The sequence below is a fragment of the Bacillus cereus group sp. MYBKT14-1 genome (assembly GCF_051915185.1).
GTDB classification, from domain to species: Bacteria; Bacillota; Bacilli; order Bacillales; family Bacillaceae_G; genus Bacillus_A; species Bacillus_A cereus.
This window is the reverse complement of sequence record NZ_JBQAEF010000012.1, coordinates 1-16,809: the sequence shown is the minus strand read 5'-3', so window position 1 is coordinate 16,809 and position 16,809 is coordinate 1. Positions and strand designations below refer to the sequence as shown.

Here is a 16,809-nt window from a genome sequence, read left to right as displayed (position 1 = left end):
AGTTTCACGAAGTATGCTATGATGAATACATTATAAAAACAAAATATTTATCCACTAGGGGGGCCTTTTATAGGCTGAGATCAAATGTGATTTTGAGACTCTTAGTACCTGATCTGGTTAATGCCAGCGTAGGGAAGTGGGAAAGACGTTGCTATTTAATGAGTAAATAAATACTGTCGATTTCACTTTCTTTACGCCTGTAAAGAAAGTTTTTTTATTTTACAGCTTTAATAATTGTGGATAAATACTTATATTTTATATATTATTGGAGGGATTTAAATGAATTTTTCACAATCATTACGTAAAGAAGTAGATTCAATTTGGGAAGCGAGTTTTAACCATCCTTTTGTAAAAAAACTTGGTGAAGGAACGTTAGATTTAGCTAGTTTTCGTTATTATGTGCTTCAAGATTCATATTATTTAAGTCATTTTGCTAGAGTACAAACTTTAGGAGCTGCAAAAGCTCTTGAATTAGAGACGACAGCTCGTATGGCACATCATGCTCAAAATACATATGAAGCAGAGTTATCTTTACATGAGAATTTTGCTAAAAAACTAGGGATAACGAAAGAAGAAAAAGATAATTTTATTCCTGCGCCAACTGCATATGCGTATACTTCACATATGTATCGTGCTGCGTATGAAGGGCATTTAGGAGATATCATTGCAGCAATTTTACCTTGCTATTGGTTGTATTATGAAATTGGCGAACGCTTAAAAGAGTGCCAGCCGGAAGAGCCAATTTATAACGAATGGATTTCTGCTTATGGATCTGATTGGTTCCGTACGCTAGTTGAAGAACAAATTACACGTTTAGATACTATCGCTGAAAAAGTAACAGAGGCAGACCGCAAACGTATGAAACAGCATTTTATTATTAGCAGTCAATATGAATATTCATTTTGGGAAATGGCTTATACATTAGAAAAGTGGCCAGTGGATACAGACGTAAAAGACGTAATTGGATAAAGAATAGAAGTAATGTTATAGATAGGTATGGATCATACCTATCTATATATTTTTTCTTGTCAAATTTGCGTAAAGTCATTAGTGCTACGGATATGGCGAAATAGAATATCGATAATTTAGCTCATTTACTTGTCTACGCATTAACTGGATAAACTTCTGTCACATTTATTTTACAATTAAAGAACGTAAATGTTGGTGGTATGAAGTTAAATAAGAAAAGAAACCCGAGCTATTAGCTGTAACGGAGTTGTTTTTTCTTCGCAGGAATTCCTAAATTATCATGGAGTGTTGTTAATACGATATGCAAATATGCATATCGTATTTTTTTGAGTTCTTTATGTGTTAAAATTAGATATAAAGATATGGAAATATAAAGAAGCAAAAGCAGGAATATCCAATGAATTTTGAGAGGTGTTATATGTTTACAAATAAGAAATTAATTCGATTTGGTTTATCGTTGTTTGTATTTTTAGGGATAATTAATTTTACAATCAGCTATTTCCAAACATATCTTGAAACAGCAGCAGATATTAAATGGGTAATTCCAGAAATTTGGAAAACTATTTTGCTAGATGTTCCTCAAGGTATACTTGTTCTTTTAGGCGCAATTGCTTTATATGATTTCACAAAAGAGGCATCACAAAAAGACGCATCAATCTAAGTGTGTCTTTTTTCTATTAGGAATTTCATAGAGAGTTTTGCTGGAGAAATAGAATTCATATTTTTAAATTTTTATTTATCCCGCTATTTGCCAGGCAGTAAGCCCCCCACCTCAAAATTCAGCGGAAGCAAAGAAGTTAGGTAGGGGATGAACAAAACCCCACTGATTAAAGTTTCACTTTATAAAAATGAGCCCATAGCAAAAATAGGTATATGAACAAGGTGCATCATTTAGTGATAAGTCATACTTTGTTGGTGTACGTATTGAACTTAGTTTGTAGCGCTATTCCTACTTAGATGTAACGAACAGAAACATAGGGAAGCATCGATGAGGTTGTATTTTATAAACGGAGGTTATGAAAATGAATCAGTTTCAACAAGAACTACAAGCGCTAAGTCTTAATGATTACCGATCTGGAAATATTGTCTATTGGGACCAGCAAAACCAATATCCATATTACTATATTGAAGATGCTGCTCGTCGCTGTGGCGGTTGTGGTCGTTGTGGCGGTTGTGGTGGAGGTCGTTGTGGCGGATTTCGTTGTGGTGGATTCCGTTGTATTGGTTGCTTTGGTTGTTTTGGTTGCGGAAGTTGCGGAGGTTGTGGCGGCTGTGGTGGTTGCTCTAACTGTTTTGATGGTTTTACTGATACTACCGGTACTATTGTAACGTATGAATATTAATTACATTTATCCCACTATTTGCGGGCAATAAAATCTTCCTTAAAATTCAGAGAGAGCAAAGAGAAGTTAGGTGGCGGACTGTCCATAAAAGCCCGATTGGTGAGAGCTGATTAAAGCTTCACTTTATCAATTAAAAAACATTAGTTTTATATATGTACTTGCCGACAAAGAATATAGCCATTATTAATGGATATATTCAGTCATTCAAGTGAAAGAGTAACAATAAGATATATAGATGTAATTAACAGGTGATGGATAAAGCAATGACTAGATTTAAAATCTAATCATTGCTTTTTTCTTATGGTTTTATCATCAAATATCTGTCTGGTTTAGGGATTGATTTCTTCTAGCTAATGAATTTATTACAACTTTGTAAGGTTAATGTAATGTTAATCGATAGTAAATGAAGATGCTTGAGTGTAATTTAAATAAGATTAAAAAGTACTGTTTATCTATACAATAATCGGGTAAATAATATGTAATTAGGAAGTGTATGAATATGATTGAACTAAAATCTATTATCCATTCGTATAAACTAAAGAGAAAAATAGCTAAAGATTTATACGGAAAAAGAGATGAATTGACACTGTTATTAAATGAATTTAATAAAATGAAATGTACAGTAACATCTGAAAAGAAGAAAAACAATATATTATCTCGTTTGCAACTAATTTATCAAAATATGAAATTAGATAAGCAGTATCCTCTATCAGTTGCTTTTGATAGTAAATTATTGGAGCGATTAGAAAAAGAACCTCTACATACTATTGAGGATGGTGTAACATGTTTACATCTAATGTTAGATGTGAATTATGAGAAAATAAAACAATATGGTTCGAGTACAAGTAGGTCATTTGTTCCATTATCGCAGTCTTCTATTTGTCTTGCTGATTGTATTTGTTTAACAGGAGTTGTAGTAGGTTTACTAGGAGCAATTTCATTTGGGGGATTACTGTTATCTATATGTTCAATTACATAAAGGTTGATATTTGTAAAAAGGGCACCGAATTAAGGTGTTCTTTTTTGGTTTTTTTGTAAAGATATTGTAAATGATAAGTACAATGCATTAAGTATAATGTATAATTCGAATGTATTGAAATTCAAATATAATAGAGGTGTTATACATGATAATTACTTTGAATTTTTAAAAGAGTCGGTTTGATAATAATTTATGTAAATAAACAGTTTTTACGTTTCTTTTAAATACTTGGTTTAAATGGATTAGATTAAGTAACTATTGTTCTAGCTTTTTGATAATCAAGACAACTGAAGAAAGGAAGCAATCATTTTATGAAAAAATTAAGGCTGCTAACATTTGAAAATATAGTAGAACCCCTTTTAAATGAAAAGGTATCATTTATATACTTTCCTATTGAATGGCTGGACATCGTAGAGATACATTATAAGACATTTTTATTAACGAGTAAGTTGAAACGTTTGAATGAAAGATTGTATGATATGTTTTCGGATATATTGTTTATTCAGCATAACCCGTACGTATTAAATGAAAATACACCATGGATTGTATCGAAAGAACCTATTAGACAAGAGCAGCTCGATTATATTTTTCAAAGTTGGTATGAGATTATTCATGATTGGAAACCAAATAGATTAGTAGAACCACCAAAATATGAATGGCAATCCGATTTGATTTCTCATTTGCCAGTACTACATGATAATGAAACGTATTCTAAGTGGGTGCCCGCTTTAATCTCACATATTTTTTGTGAGCGTCCTATATATTTAGAAAATACAAATGCAGAAGAAATCTATTTTTCCCCTCTTAGATCACAAAATATTTGTGAGGCGATGTCAGGGCCGATAAAAGATGAAAAAACACAAGATTTTTTCTCCTATGTATATCGATTCGAATGCATAACCCGCGGTGGTGAGAACGCTCCATTATTAAATATTTCAATAGGGATTCGGAGATTTTATCAAGAATATAAGATGATAGGTCAAACAAACCTTGATATGACAACGTTTGTTTGACTTTTTTTGATAAAATGCAAACATTTTGCAAACATAGGTTATCCAAAGATACTTTTACCGAAGTTTTTAACTGCTTCTTCCTGCATATTCGGTAAAACATGAGAATAGACACTTAATGTCATTGAAATATCTGTATGACCTAATCGCTCACTGATGATTTTAGGGTTAACTCCTTGTTTCAATAGTAGAGTTGCGTGTGTATGTCTTAAATCATGGAATTTAATTTCTTTTATACCTACTTTGTGTGTCATCCTAATGAAACTTTTTCTGAAATGTGCTCTTTTTATGATTCTTCCAAACTCATTACAATTTATTAAATCTTGATCTAGATAAGCAGAACCAAACCTTAATTTCTCTTTATTGATTAAAATTTTATGTTTTTTTAAGGCTGCTGTTGTTTCATTAGGTACAGGGATTGTGCGTTTTGACGAATTTGTTTTTGCAGTTTTTTTGATCTTATTGTCATGACCAGATGTTTGATTTATTGTAACAGTATGTTTTTCAAAATCAATGTCCTGCCATCGTAAACCTAGAACTTCTCCTAGACGCATACCTGTAGTTATTGCAAGTAGATACCCAATGTGATATCGTGATTCTTGTGAATGAGCTAAAAACTTTTTTACTTCTTCCTCTGTCCAAGTCTGGATAGGGGTTTTTTCTTTTTTAGGTATCTCAGCAAAATCTGCTGGATTTCGAGAAATAATATTTTGTTTTACGGCTAGGTTTAAAGCGCTCTTTAAAATTCTATGCATAAGCAGAATAGAATTGTTTGCAATCCCTTTATCTATCGCAGTCTTATAACATTTTTGAATGTGTATAACATTTAATTTATGGAGCGCAACCATTCCTATACTAGGTATAACATGTTGGTTGATAAATGCCTTATAACCAGCAAAGGTACTCTTTTCTATGCTCATACTTTTAATTTCTAGCCAATGATTTAGATAATCTTTTAACGTAACTTTAGATGGTTCTATAAAAGTTCCTTCATTCAACTCTGTAATCTTCTTTGCCACATCGGCCTGTGCTTCTTTTTTTGTCTTATATCCAGAAAACCATTTCTGTCTTCTTTTTCCTGTCTCTGGATCAGGACCGATATCAATAACGATGCAATATTTATTTCCTCTTTTTCGAATATGTCCTTTCACTTAAAACACTCCTTCATTTTGTTTTGAATCATGTTGTATAAGTCTGGTTGTAATTTTGCTGCTATGAAAATTACATGTTTGGACATATCAGCGATGGGTATATTTTACCATATATGAGCAAATTCGTTATAGGATATGATTTTCATCCATTGTAAAAAATAGTAAAATATTTATAGAATTAGATAAAGGGGGAGAAAAGACTATGAAAGAATTCACAAATGACCCTGGCGGGCACAAAGTAAGTGATTCTGGTGGCTGGAAGGAAGAATTAGACCCAGGAACAGGCATATAGTACATAAGTGGAGCTTAACGGCTCTTTTTTTATTGTAGAAAAAAAGCCGTTAAGCTCCCTTGAGAAACGTTGATATATAACGATTTTAAAACTTTCTCAATAAGAATCAGATAACTATACGACTGAATTTTGGAAAAAATGTGATATTATGAAAATAATAAAATAAACGGACGTGAAAAAGACCTACGACTGTGCAAGTAGTGCTCGCAACACCCTTACACCGTCTTCCCTAAACGCGCTAGGGAAAACACTTGTCATAAGTCTCAAACATAATTATAACACACAACCTAGATATAATGGCACGTTTTCCTGTAAATATAAGACATCTAGGGTAACGTGTCTTTTTTGTCCATAAGGAGGGCAAGGATTGTGCAAGTTTTATTGGATTTAAATGACATGCAGGAGTGTCTAAAATCAAACGGTTATACAAATCGTAAATTGGCAACACGTTTTAAAGTAACGCATACAACAGTAAATAGTTATTTTAAGAAGCAAAGTAAATTTGATTTTATGCACTTGGTTGATGCGCTGAAGCTATATAAGCCTAAAAATGTTGATTTTAGAAGGGAATGCATCAAAGAGTGTATACCCACACTATCACATAAAAATTTGAAATTAGCATTAGAAGTATTAGATATGTTTGGAGAATATGATCTTCAAGACCTAGTAATTCAACGAATAATGAGTTTTAAAACTAATAAAAATAAAAGCGAAGAAGAAAAGAAAAAAGGTAATTCAAAAACTGTGAGGATAAATTTAAATTTGGTTCCGTTATACAAAACATTAAGAGAAAGGAGTGAAAGTACAACTACTCCTAAGAGGTTCTTTGAGAAAGTTGAGAAAATGAGAAAAAATCAAAAATACTCAGATAACGAGCTGGTAATAATATCTGTTGTAAATACAATTTACTCTTTTTTTGATTTAGGTAATTATAAGATGGTTAATGAACATATTCAGCAATTATTGCCGGACATCTTGGGAATTAAATGTCATACATTAAGGGATTCTCTTTTATTAAGAATAAAAGAAATGGAAGTTTTCGTTGCACTTCACGAAAATAAATTAGACGAATCGCGTAAATTATGTTTTGAAATTATAAATGATCAAAGTAATTGCTATGTCAGTACAAAGGCAGTAGCATATTGTAAAATTGGAGAAAGTTATGTTTTCTCTGATTATCAAAATGCTAAAGAGTACATGGAGAAATCATTAAATATAATTGGCGTTCCAGTGAATAAAAAATTAGAAGTAAGAAGAGAAAAAGTACTTAATACACTATTATTTTTAAGAATATATCATGAAAAAGATTTACATACCATTAACCCAGAAAATCTAGATTATGCTGAAAAAGCATTCTTATATGTAAAGCTAGGTGAAAAGCAAAAAGCGATTAAAATTTTACAAGCTTTACAAAATACAAATGGATATCTTAGTAGTTTTCAATTGTACTATATGGGGCTTGCGGTCGGAGGAGAAGAAGGGAAGAAATACCTAGAAATGTCCATAGAAAGTTTTTCTAAATCAGGTGATTATTTCTATGTATTCCTACCAAAGACAGCATTGAAATGTTATAATTGAATTATACAAAAAGGGTGGTGAAACGCTTGAAAAATAAGCTTGTGAAAATAGTTTTAACTATTACTACTGTAGCTTGTCTTTCTATTACAGCTTTTCAGGTGACGGAAAAAGATAAGGTGCAAAGTGCTAAAGAACAAAAAACAACTTTATATATGATTGATCCAGGCCCAGGAGGCGGTTAATTAATATAATATTAGAAATGACACTATCAAATTGATAGTGTCATTTCTGCTTTATAGGGAATGGAAACATTTTGACTGAAACGACAAAAACTTTCCACTTTAAGACGGTTAATATATAAAACAGGATGTAAGGGGAGAATTAAGGATGACGAAAGAGGAAATTGTAATCCTATTTTTAGATACTGTGAAAGAATGTGCACCAGATCAATTAGAAGAATATATAGCAGAAATTAAAAAAATAGCCGTTCCTAATTAGGGGGCTATTTTTCTGTTTTGTTATGGTGTTTGTTAAGAGCTTGAGCGATAGCTAGCATTTGTTCTAACGCCATATCTTCTTTATCCTTTGGTAGCGGTTCTAGCCATTCCATGATTTCCTTGAATTTTTTATATTTATCATCACTAGAGTCGTCACCTTTATTTTCTCCGTACAAATAATTTACAGGTACATTAAATCTCTTCGCTATCTTTTCTATAGTTTCACGACTTGGGAATGCTTTTCCATTTTCAAACTTTGAAACAGTCCCCTTAGTTAGATCCACTTCTTTCCCGAATTGTTCTTGATTCATTTTGTTATCTATTCGAATTTGTTTAATTCTATCCTTCATTTCCATACTTAAATACTCCCCTTTTTACGATATATCGTAAATTACATTAATTACATTATAAAGTTTCCTAGCAAGAAACGTAAAGAGTTAAAAAAGTTTCCTTCTATGAAATTTTTTATAAAAAACACTTGAAGTTTCACGTGATGAAACTTATAATGAGTTTGTAAGCATCAGAAGGGAGTGATCAGATGCAAAATCAAAAACAACTAACGGCACTTCAAAAAGCTTTTGAAGATTCTGGTCTTAAATATCATGAATTAGCTAATATGGTTGGTATATCAAAGTCTTACTGCTATAAAATTATTAATTATAATCTAAGAGTTTATTATGATGTAGCTGTTAAAATATCAAATGTTTTAGGTAAAGAAAGCGACATTCTATTTAATGAACGAGAAAAAAAATTTGAACATAAAGTTTCATTCAGTGAAACGAGAGGGGGTGAAAAAAATGAGCCAATTACAAGTTTTGCAACATCCAGTAAGTGAGTTTGTTTTTATGGCAGGGAATCAAGTTGTTCATGATAGTGGAAAGAAACTTTTCGCAGCAGCTTGGAGAGACGTAAAATCAGTGTTTGCAGTAAACAGTTATTGCAACATTTTACAGAAAGATTTCAATGAGGAGATATCATACATAAAAGCATGGCGACCAAGATTAGTATGATTATCCATCATTAATATAATTTTGGAAGGAGAAAAAAGAAATGGGATTAGATCAAATCATTAAAGAATCAATCCGAGAAGTTGTTCGAGAGGAGATACAAGCTGCTTTAGCGCAGTTCCAACAACAATCACAACCAAACAAAGTAATGAGGGTGAAAGAAGCAGCGGATTATCTCAATATCGCTGTTTGTAGAATGTATGAATTAGCAAGTCATCCACAGTTTCCAGTGATTAGGGAAGGGCGCAAATTACTTTTCCTACAAAAGGATTTAGAAGCTTGGCTTGAAACACAAAAGGAGGTGATCTAGTGGAAGATACGACATCGTTAGTTATATTCGCAATGTTTATCGCGTGCAGCGCATTGTTACTTTACATTACTTATGAGCCAATAAAACAGTGGGCTTGGAGTGACGTAAAACAAAATAAAAAGACCCATGGCAGTGGGTCCTTTAAGAAAAAACAGTTGTTATAAGTATATCACGGAAAGTAGGGGAATAGTACATGCGTTTAACTGAATATCAAGTGCTATTACCTAATAAGTTTTGGAACTTAGCAAAGAGCAAGGATGAATTAAAGCAAATGATTGACCAGTATTTCAAGGCTGGTTATCCGCATTATGAAATTCAACGAATTATCAAAAGTGGACAAGCATATGTGGCGGTTTGTACAAGGAGGTAAATAAATGGCAACATTTCGAGTTAATAAAAGTAAAAATTACACAACCATTAATAATACAGGTCTTCGAGATGAACGTTTAAGTTGGAAAGCAAAAGGGATATTGGCTTACATTTTATCGTTACCAGATGATTGGGTGTTTTACATGGAGGAAATATCTACTCATGCGAAAGATGGAATTGATAGTTTAAGGGTAGGAATGAAAGAACTAAAAAAATTCGGTTATGTTAGAAGGTTTCCTGTAAAAAACGAAAAGGGAAAGATAACTAACTGGGAGACAATTATTTATGAAATTCCACAAGTGGAGAATCCACATATGGAAAATCCACAAGTGGAAAAACCACAAATGGAAGTTCCATTTATGGAAAATCCAACGCTACTAAGTACTAATAAACAAAATACTAATATACAAAGTAGTAGTAGCATCTTCTCTTTCTACGAAAATAATTTCGGTATTTTAAATTCATTCATAGCCGAAAGTATTTCACAATGGGTAAACGATACAAGCGAAGAACTTGTACAAGCAGCTATGGAGCGTGCTTTGAAACAGCAGAAGAAATGGAATTATGCTGAGGGGATTTTAAAACATTGGGTTAATAAAAACATTCGTACTTTAGCTGATGTTAATTCGGCAGAAATAGAGTTTAAAAACAAAGGTAAAAAAGGAGCGAATAGAAATGGCAACACCAATGAAAAAACTGGCAGAATCCCTGGAATCGAAGGTGAATTACCATTCTGATCAATGTATGAATCACTCTTATGAAATAGGTGGACAAACAATCATTAAGCCAGTTCAAATGATTATTTATCAAGGTAAGCCTGTTTGTCCAAGATGTGTTGTTGAGCAAAACAATAAGGTTTTGGAAGAACAAGCTAACGCTCATTATAAGAAGATTAGCCGTTTACAGAAATTCAACATGCTGGAAAAGGCTAGTGTTATTACAAATAAGAAAATTCCTCTTTCAAGATTATCTGATTACAGAACCGGGTGTGATGAAACGATTAGTCACAAGAAAGCTGTAGAAGAAACTTTGGAGGATTTAAAGAACGGAGAAATTAGAAAAGTTGTATTTACAGGAAATCAAGGGACGGCAAAAAGTTTCCTAGCATACAGTATGCTTCATGAATTAAATCAATATTTCTGGGATATCAGTCAGGGAGAAGAAAACTATTATCTTATGAAAAGTTGTTTATATGTGGAATTAGAAGCAATAACAAGGATGATTATGGATTCTTTCGATGATAAGAGCAGTAAATATACACTTCAATATTTCGTTCAATTAATTGGACAAGCTGATTTTGTAGTATTAGATGATCTTGGGGCAGAAAGTGGTTCAACGGATTCAAATAGACAGGCATCTGATTTCATACAACGCCTGTTATATGCGGTATCAAATGCTAGACAGGGAATGAGTACATTTACCACAACAAACTTTACTGGAAAACAACTTTTTAATAAATACGATGCTAAGACCGTTAGTCGTTTATTAGGTGATTCAAAGGTATTGAAATTTGCGACAGCTGATCAAAGGCTTGCAAACTTAGGTTTCTAATAAGGAGGAATAAGCATGTGTGTATTATGTCATGATACAGGAATTATTCGTAAAGAAACTTATCCAGGTGTGATTGAAACAAAAGGTTGTAATTGTGAAGTGGCAATACAGCAGCAAGAAGAAAACGATAAGCGTTGGCAAGTATGGTTAATAAAATTTGAATCAATGAAACAAGAGTTGAAACGGAATCAACAACAAAAAGTTAGTTAACAAGGGGGAGCAAGGAATGAAAAACACAGGTGTTTCAAGAAAAGTGGACGAGCTAGGGCGTGTGGTAATTCCAATAGAGTTACGTAGAACTTTAGGAATTGCTGAAGGTACAGTGTTAGGCTTTCATGTTGAAGGGGAAAACATTGTTTTAAGAAAACACGAAAAGTCATGCTTTGTAACGGGTGAAGTTTCTGAAACCAACATAGAGTTGCTAGGTGGCCGAATGTTTTTAAGCAAGGAAGGGGCAAGTGAATTACTGAATTTTATTCAGAAGAGTGGGCTGGCAGATGCCTAAGCAACTAAACATTTTTGATGTAGAGCCAGCAATTTGTGAGTTCGATGTAATGAAGGCAAATGTGAAGAGAGGAACTGGACGCACTACATACGCTGACGTACGCGTCCAGGTTCCAACGAATGCAAAGTGTACGGATGAATTACCACGCACAACTAAACAAGATGATCGCTATGATATTTTTGAACAGTATGTAATGGCAATATGGAGATTTCATAGAGCTGTAGATAACTTTTTCAATTGGGATTCAGCTGAAGAATTGTGTAAGGCAGCAAGGGATAAAAAAGAAATAATTCCGGTAAGGGTTTATTTAGGAAGTGGCTTTAAACCTGATGTTGTTGAGTACATGCGGTAATAAAAGGGGAGATAGACATATGAAAAAAGTAGAAATTGATGTGAGCAGCAACAAACTTTATATAGTCAAAGATGGGAATGTTACGACAGTTAATCCACCAATCAGTGGATTCGGTGAGCAAGTCGCAGTTTGGATAAACGGTAAAGTTGATCGTGTAGATACTAAGTTTACTGAAAAGATAAAATAATCATTTTTAGAAAGCGGGTTCGCTTATGAGTGTAGCAAGAAGTCATGAAGCGATGAAGGAATCACGTTTGAAAATATACATTGCTTTAGAAGAAGCTAACTTCATATGGGATGAAAGAGATGTAATTCGTTTTCGTGAAATGTGGAATCAAGGTATGAGTTTACCAGAAATGGCGGAAGTACTAAGGAGACATCATGCTGAGGTTGCGCTCCTTGTAATAGATCAGGCTGATAAGTATTTAATTGAAAATCGTACGATAGGATTAGGAATTTGCTAAATAGGAAGGGGAAAACAAAATGAAAGCTATGGAAAATGGTGTATATGAAACAACTAAATTAGTTAGTAAATCAAAGGGAGGAAAAGCTGCAATGAATATCAATCAAATCAGTGAATTAGATCAATATCAAGAAGCGGCATTACATACATGGAATACAAATCAAGATTTTGGTGGACGTGTTTTAAATGCAACATTAGGACTTTCGGGAGAATCTGGTGAGGTTGCTGATATTGTAAAAAAAGCTGTTTTCCATGGTCATGGATTTGATCCGGCGCATTGTCCAGGAGAAGAAGAAGGGAATACGCATAAAATCGCTTTAGAGCTGGGAGACATCTTGTACTATATTTCAATCATGTCTCACGAAATGGGATATACCTTAGAAGATATCGCTCAAATGAATATCGCAAAATTAGCTAAAAGATATCCGGATGGATTTAGTCGAGAAGCAAGTCAAACACGTGCCGATATAAAGTAAGACCAAATTTGAATTTTGTTAAGAAATAAAAGGAGCCTATACTTCAATAGAGTATAGGCAGTGAGACTAAGATCAATCAGTTATTAATTTTGAATAGATATTTAAATCAATAAGCTTCCCAGCTGATTTTTCGCTCTTTCTTAAAGTTCCTTCAAAATTGAATTGTAATTTTTGTAATACTTTTATGGAATTCACATTTTCAGGTTCAACTTTTGCTTCGATACGATATAGTTTCAGTTGTGTAAAAGCATATTCTAGTAAAGCGGAGATTGCTTCAGGGGCATATCCTTTGCCCCAAAATGCTTTCGAAATATCATACCCAATCTCAGTCTTTAAATTTTCGAAATCTAAGGAATTATAACCACATGAACCGATGATTTGATTAGATTCTTTTTCAATAATAGTAAAACGCATAGCTTTATTATTTTGAGCCAGTTCATTGAGAAAATGAATCATATCTTTCGCTTGGTTTTCATCAGTGAAATTACTTATATTCATGAATTTTGTAACGTCAGGATCAGACCATATTCTAAATAAGCTTAATGAATCTGATTCTTTCATTTGTCTTAAATGCAATCTTTGTGTGTGTAGTTCTGTAATCAATACTTTTACCTCCATTATGTTGTTGTGATAGGTAGATTAAAAATATTGATATCTGCGCATAATTCAGTCCCTTCTGAATTAGTTAACTTTTATTATACAGAAAATTACTAAATTGAACAAAAGCGTTATTTTACAGAAAAAGAACAGCTAGTAAAACTAACTGTTCGGTTGATTAAACATAGAAAAATTAATAATGATATTTTCATAGTGAAATGAGTAATTCCTATTTTTAATTAAATCGGATCAGGCGGATATCTTACAGCAGAAAACCCACGATTTCCGACTTGAACTGATGTTACAGTCTCACTAAAACTACCTATATTTGCAACAACGCGATAATGAATTGGGTCACCAGGTATTATAGGGTCCGGTGGGTGATCTATCCATGTAAATGTGGAGTTAAAGGGATATAGAAAATCACCATTACTGCCGGTTGCATAGTTGCCGGATACAAATGCCTCTGTTAACAACGTATTATCGCGCAATAACTGATAGGTAATGGTATCTAAGTTAAAGAAATTATCTTGGTCTGCTCCAATTTGAACAACAATATCTGTACCTATTGTCGCATTTAACAGGACTCTGTCACCAGTATTTTCTATTGGGACAAAGACCTCCATAATTAGAAAATTATTCGTATTTGGTGGAAGATCTATAGATTCAGGTTCTGGTGCAAGGGGAGTAAAAAATAGGGTAGGTCCAGTCGGTCCAGTCGGTCCAGTAATGCCAGTGGGTCCAGTAATACCCGTAGGTCCAGTGTTGCCAGTAGGACCTGTATCACCAGTAAATCCATTGTCACCAGTGGGTCCAGTAGGCCCGGTCGGCCCTGTTGCTCCAGTGAGACCAGTACTTCCAGTAGGTCCGGTATTCCCAGTGGGACCTGTAGGGAATTGAAAGGGTTGAACAGGTGGAAGTGTAGGTCCGATTAAACCTGGATTCAATGCAGCGGAGGATAAAAACTCGTCCAATATAATTCACCTCTGAAAAATTCGTATTACTAATAGTAAATGCAGGAGTAAAGCCAAATGAAATGGACAAGCGATTGTATATGTGAAATTTAATAAAATAGTTATTTTATGTAGAAACAATAAAAGAATCCGCTGTTTATAAACGGATTCTTTATAACAGGAACACAAGGAATACAAGGAAGCTGGTCCAGAGCAACCTTTATATTCACTTGGATGATAATACTATATTCGAAGGAAATAAAAATGTTAATGGAACTTAATAAAATTCTTATTTTATAAAAAATAAAAAGAGCGCTAATCGAGAGCGCTCCTTATGCCTCATTATAACGAAAGTGACGAGCTCACGTTATACAGAAAGGTAGTAGTATTGTATGTCAAAACATGAGATCGGTTAATGGATTTAAATAAAATTTTAAAAATAAAAAAGAGGCCCTAGTAAACTAGGACCACAATCGAAGTATCATCTTTAAAGTGAAAGTAAAAAGATTGATATGAGATGATTTTAACACGATTTATTAAATTAAGAAATAGCGATATTCATAAAATCCTTATTTTAGAGAAAGGTGAGACCAAATGATAAATATCAGTAAAAATGATAAAAGCAGCTAGATCAATGAACTAACTGCTTTATCATCCAACAAGAACAATACCCACAATAAAGTGTAATTAAAGGTTACAACTATAGTATGAGTAGAAGCAAAAATATTATACAAATAACATAATAAAAATTTTATTTTGTAGGAATAAGGAAACTAAAAAAGAGTACCATGCATCAGTACTCTTTAAGGTAGGAGATAAGTCTTATGAGCGGAACGTCTAGGTTAGAAGTGTATGATGTGAAAAAGAAATTAGAACAAAATTTTATTATTGATTTAATACAAAAGAGCAGTTAGTAAAAGTTAATTGACATGAGAAAATTATATCTAAGGATTTTATGCCTAATTATAAATGCTTATGTTCTTCAATCTTAGATTGATTTCTTGCTTGGAGAAATAAAATACTCTTAAACAAAGTTTAAATAGACAATCCAGCCCATAAATACAATATAAAACACTGCACAAAAGAAGATTAAAATGTATTTTAATGCCTTGTTCATATTAGTACCGTCCTAAAAGAGAATAATTTGGATTTTAATATGATACGTAAAAAAAGGTGCATTTATACAAGGGAAGGGTAGCAAGCAAAAGTAAAACGAAATCCTTACTTGATAGTGAATTAGTAAATTAAATTCTTATTTAACACTATAATTTTTATCTTCATAATATGTTTTGTAGCGATTCATATGAAAGCGAGCTGAATGAAAATGCTTTATTCAAATATAAGTAATCAAATTAGAGTACATTCTCATGGTGGAGTTGGGGCTCATGCTATAACACATAGTGCCGCACATAGTACAGTTCAAACTGTTCATCAAGCGTTGCAAATGCAACAACAAATGTATGAAAGTATGCAGCCACCTATTTATCTGGATATGCAACCATACTATATATCTAACGGATATTACCATCCTATAGTGATTTCAGGAGATGAGATATATTTTTCAACAATTCCCTATGGAACTGTATACAATTTATAGAAAGATTTTGTTTGTTAAGTAGACATTCATTTGTAATAACGATTTTACTAAAGGGGTATAAAAAAGAGCACCTGACCAGGGTGCTCCGCCCAAAATTATGAATAACAATCCATAATAATATATGTGGCTTTTGCCTAATGGTGACGAAATTTAATAAAATCTTTATTTTGGAGGGAAACGGAATGGAAATTAAAGTGAACGAGCAAGCTCAAAAGTTCCATTTAGCAACAAATCAAGGGAATTGGCAACAGGCCATAGGTCATGAAATACAAGTTGGGAAGTACAGATTTTGCGCTGTTCCAATGGGGTATCACATAAATGTATCTGAAATAACAACAGGTGTCAGAGCGATAAACGTCGCTATTACGCAAGAAGTTTGGGATGAGACAAGAACTAAGGAAGATACTGTGAAGTATTTGTATAAAGTCGGAAAAAGAATGGAAGAAGTCATAAATAAAGTTGGAAGCTCTAATTTGGATAAGTTAATTGCAGATTCTAAGAAAAATAACTTAGAAAAAATCGGAGAAATGCCGCCGATTGAAGATGTTGATACAGATTGGATGTTTGAAGAAGAAAGTGAGACTGTACATTAATACAAAAACGCTATTTTGCACAACAAAGCAGCTAGCTGAAGTAGCTAACTGTCTGCTGTACATACTATTCCAGATGGATATGCAAATTGTAACTACAAGTTACATTTATAGTATAAACAGATTTGAAAATGTTATGTAGGAAAGAAAACTAAATAAAAACTTCATTTTGTATTAAGTTGGAATATAAAAGGGCACTTAGTAAAGTGCCCTCGTGACGAGACCGGTTTTATAATGACTATTTTATAAAGAAAGGAACTCAGAATATTATATGTGAATT

At 33.0% G+C, this 16,809-nt stretch carries 26 protein-coding genes and 1 riboswitch; of the genes, 22 read left to right on the top strand and 4 right to left on the bottom strand.

The window, feature by feature from the left end:
• Nucleotides 1-46 precede the first annotated feature (46 nt).
• Nucleotides 47-152, top strand: a riboswitch (TPP riboswitch).
• A gap of 127 nt (nucleotides 153-279) precedes the next feature.
• The 5 genes from tenA to ACTFO4_RS23235 all read left to right on the top strand — a co-directional run bounded on the left by tenA (nucleotide 280) and on the right by ACTFO4_RS23235 (nucleotide 4,304).
• Entirely contained in the window at nucleotides 280-969 is a 690-nt protein-coding gene (tenA, locus tag ACTFO4_RS23255; protein ID WP_001011746.1) for a thiaminase II, read from the top strand.
• A gap of 397 nt (nucleotides 970-1,366) precedes the next feature.
• A complete protein-coding gene (locus ACTFO4_RS23250) occupies nucleotides 1,367-1,630 on the top strand; it encodes a DUF3937 domain-containing protein (RefSeq protein ID WP_002082716.1) in 264 nt (87 codons plus the stop codon).
• Between the two features lie 361 nt (nucleotides 1,631-1,991).
• A complete protein-coding gene (locus tag ACTFO4_RS23245; RefSeq protein WP_001071366.1) occupies nucleotides 1,992-2,312 on the top strand; it encodes a heterocycloanthracin/sonorensin family bacteriocin in 321 nt (106 codons plus the stop codon).
• Nucleotides 2,313-2,805: 493 nt separating this feature from the next.
• Nucleotides 2,806-3,291, top strand: a complete 486-nt coding sequence (locus ACTFO4_RS23240; protein ID WP_002041181.1) for a hypothetical protein — start codon at nucleotides 2,806-2,808, stop codon at nucleotides 3,289-3,291.
• A gap of 311 nt (nucleotides 3,292-3,602) precedes the next feature.
• On the top strand, nucleotides 3,603-4,304 hold the full coding sequence (locus ACTFO4_RS23235) for a pPIWI_RE module domain-containing protein (protein WP_243821005.1): 702 nt from the start codon (nucleotides 3,603-3,605) through the stop codon (nucleotides 4,302-4,304).
• 38 nt (nucleotides 4,305-4,342) lie between these two features.
• Here the strand turns inward: ACTFO4_RS23235 and ACTFO4_RS23230 are convergent, their stop codons facing one another.
• Nucleotides 4,343-5,452, bottom strand: a complete 1,110-nt coding sequence (locus tag ACTFO4_RS23230; protein WP_440013765.1) for a tyrosine-type recombinase/integrase — start codon at nucleotides 5,450-5,452, stop codon at nucleotides 4,343-4,345.
• Nucleotides 5,453-6,113: 661 nt separating this feature from the next.
• Here ACTFO4_RS23230 and ACTFO4_RS23225 point away from each other — a divergent pair.
• Nucleotides 6,114-7,322: an AimR family lysis-lysogeny pheromone receptor gene (locus ACTFO4_RS23225; RefSeq protein WP_440013767.1), complete on the top strand. Its 1,209-nt coding sequence runs from the start codon at nucleotides 6,114-6,116 to the stop codon at nucleotides 7,320-7,322.
• A 26-nt stretch (nucleotides 7,323-7,348) separates the two neighbouring features.
• On the top strand, nucleotides 7,349-7,504 hold the full coding sequence (locus tag ACTFO4_RS23220) for a hypothetical protein (protein ID WP_000791793.1): 156 nt from the start codon (nucleotides 7,349-7,351) through the stop codon (nucleotides 7,502-7,504).
• Nucleotides 7,505-7,764: 260 nt separating this feature from the next.
• Here ACTFO4_RS23220 and ACTFO4_RS23215 read toward each other — a convergent pair whose 3' ends face one another.
• The gene (locus ACTFO4_RS23215) at nucleotides 7,765-8,115 is read right to left on the bottom strand and encodes a helix-turn-helix transcriptional regulator (protein ID WP_102956497.1); all 351 of its coding nucleotides are present in this window, start codon (nucleotides 8,113-8,115) and stop codon (nucleotides 7,765-7,767) included.
• Between the two features lie 182 nt (nucleotides 8,116-8,297).
• Here ACTFO4_RS23215 and ACTFO4_RS23210 point away from each other — a divergent pair, with 182 nt between their 5' ends.
• Genes ACTFO4_RS23210 through ACTFO4_RS23150 form a run of 13 tightly spaced genes read left to right on the top strand, consistent with a single transcriptional unit; the run spans nucleotide 8,298 to nucleotide 12,792 of the window.
• Nucleotides 8,298-8,594 carry a helix-turn-helix domain-containing protein gene (locus tag ACTFO4_RS23210; RefSeq protein WP_440013770.1) on the top strand — a complete coding sequence of 99 codons (297 nt, stop codon included), beginning with the start codon at nucleotides 8,298-8,300 and terminating at the stop codon, nucleotides 8,592-8,594.
• On the top strand, nucleotides 8,557-8,769 hold the full coding sequence (locus tag ACTFO4_RS23205) for an ORF6C domain-containing protein (RefSeq protein ID WP_102956499.1): 213 nt from the start codon (nucleotides 8,557-8,559) through the stop codon (nucleotides 8,767-8,769). The genes ACTFO4_RS23210 and ACTFO4_RS23205 overlap by 38 nt, the downstream gene beginning before the upstream one ends.
• A 40-nt stretch (nucleotides 8,770-8,809) precedes the next feature.
• A complete protein-coding gene (locus ACTFO4_RS23200; RefSeq protein WP_098520263.1) occupies nucleotides 8,810-9,076 on the top strand; it encodes a helix-turn-helix domain-containing protein in 267 nt (88 codons plus the stop codon).
• Nucleotides 9,076-9,240 carry a hypothetical protein gene (locus ACTFO4_RS23195; RefSeq protein WP_000390298.1) on the top strand — a complete coding sequence of 55 codons (165 nt, stop codon included), beginning with the start codon at nucleotides 9,076-9,078 and terminating at the stop codon, nucleotides 9,238-9,240. Before ACTFO4_RS23200 ends, ACTFO4_RS23195 begins: the two co-directional genes overlap by 1 nt.
• Nucleotides 9,241-9,269: 29 nt before the next feature.
• On the top strand, nucleotides 9,270-9,446 hold the full coding sequence (locus ACTFO4_RS23190; RefSeq protein ID WP_102956500.1) for a hypothetical protein: 177 nt from the start codon (nucleotides 9,270-9,272) through the stop codon (nucleotides 9,444-9,446).
• 4 nt (nucleotides 9,447-9,450) lie between these two features.
• Complete coding sequence (locus ACTFO4_RS23185; RefSeq protein WP_102956501.1) at nucleotides 9,451-10,182, top strand: DnaD domain protein; 732 nt, start codon at nucleotides 9,451-9,453, stop codon at nucleotides 10,180-10,182.
• Nucleotides 10,121-10,996 carry an ATP-binding protein gene (locus ACTFO4_RS23180; protein ID WP_102956502.1) on the top strand — a complete coding sequence of 292 codons (876 nt, stop codon included), beginning with the start codon at nucleotides 10,121-10,123 and terminating at the stop codon, nucleotides 10,994-10,996. Before ACTFO4_RS23185 ends, ACTFO4_RS23180 begins: the two co-directional genes overlap by 62 nt.
• 15 nt (nucleotides 10,997-11,011) lie before the next feature.
• Nucleotides 11,012-11,206, top strand: coding sequence for a hypothetical protein (locus tag ACTFO4_RS23175; protein ID WP_440013772.1), 195 nt, complete (start codon nucleotides 11,012-11,014; stop codon nucleotides 11,204-11,206).
• A 16-nt stretch (nucleotides 11,207-11,222) separates the two neighbouring features.
• Nucleotides 11,223-11,501: an AbrB/MazE/SpoVT family DNA-binding domain-containing protein gene (locus ACTFO4_RS23170; RefSeq protein ID WP_102956503.1), complete on the top strand. Its 279-nt coding sequence runs from the start codon at nucleotides 11,223-11,225 to the stop codon at nucleotides 11,499-11,501.
• Nucleotides 11,494-11,853, top strand: coding sequence for a cell division protein SepF (locus tag ACTFO4_RS23165; protein WP_440013774.1), 360 nt, complete (start codon nucleotides 11,494-11,496; stop codon nucleotides 11,851-11,853). Before ACTFO4_RS23170 ends, ACTFO4_RS23165 begins: the two co-directional genes overlap by 8 nt.
• A 19-nt stretch (nucleotides 11,854-11,872) precedes the next feature.
• Nucleotides 11,873-12,040, top strand: a complete 168-nt coding sequence (locus ACTFO4_RS23160) for a DUF3954 domain-containing protein (protein WP_080470708.1) — start codon at nucleotides 11,873-11,875, stop codon at nucleotides 12,038-12,040.
• Nucleotides 12,041-12,065: 25 nt separating this feature from the next.
• Nucleotides 12,066-12,317, top strand: a complete 252-nt coding sequence (locus ACTFO4_RS23155; protein ID WP_440013775.1) for a helix-turn-helix domain containing protein — start codon at nucleotides 12,066-12,068, stop codon at nucleotides 12,315-12,317.
• Nucleotides 12,318-12,336: 19 nt separating this feature from the next.
• A complete protein-coding gene (locus ACTFO4_RS23150; RefSeq protein WP_440013777.1) occupies nucleotides 12,337-12,792 on the top strand; it encodes a nucleoside triphosphate pyrophosphohydrolase family protein in 456 nt (151 codons plus the stop codon).
• Between the two features lie 72 nt (nucleotides 12,793-12,864).
• Here the strand turns inward: ACTFO4_RS23150 and ACTFO4_RS23145 are convergent, their stop codons facing one another.
• Nucleotides 12,865-13,395, bottom strand: a complete 531-nt coding sequence (locus ACTFO4_RS23145; protein ID WP_416809074.1) for a GNAT family N-acetyltransferase — start codon at nucleotides 13,393-13,395, stop codon at nucleotides 12,865-12,867.
• Between the two features lie 233 nt (nucleotides 13,396-13,628).
• The gene (locus tag ACTFO4_RS23140) at nucleotides 13,629-14,363 is read right to left on the bottom strand and encodes an exosporium leader peptide-containing protein (protein ID WP_440013779.1); all 735 of its coding nucleotides are present in this window, start codon (nucleotides 14,361-14,363) and stop codon (nucleotides 13,629-13,631) included.
• Nucleotides 14,364-15,666: 1,303 nt separating this feature from the next.
• Between ACTFO4_RS23140 and ACTFO4_RS23135 the strand changes: the two genes are divergently transcribed.
• On the top strand, nucleotides 15,667-15,939 hold the full coding sequence (locus ACTFO4_RS23135) for a DUF3947 family protein (protein ID WP_440013930.1): 273 nt from the start codon (nucleotides 15,667-15,669) through the stop codon (nucleotides 15,937-15,939).
• A 182-nt stretch (nucleotides 15,940-16,121) separates the two neighbouring features.
• Complete coding sequence (locus tag ACTFO4_RS23130) at nucleotides 16,122-16,532, top strand: hypothetical protein (RefSeq protein WP_016097747.1); 411 nt, start codon at nucleotides 16,122-16,124, stop codon at nucleotides 16,530-16,532.
• The last annotated feature ends 277 nt before the right edge of the window (nucleotides 16,533-16,809 follow it).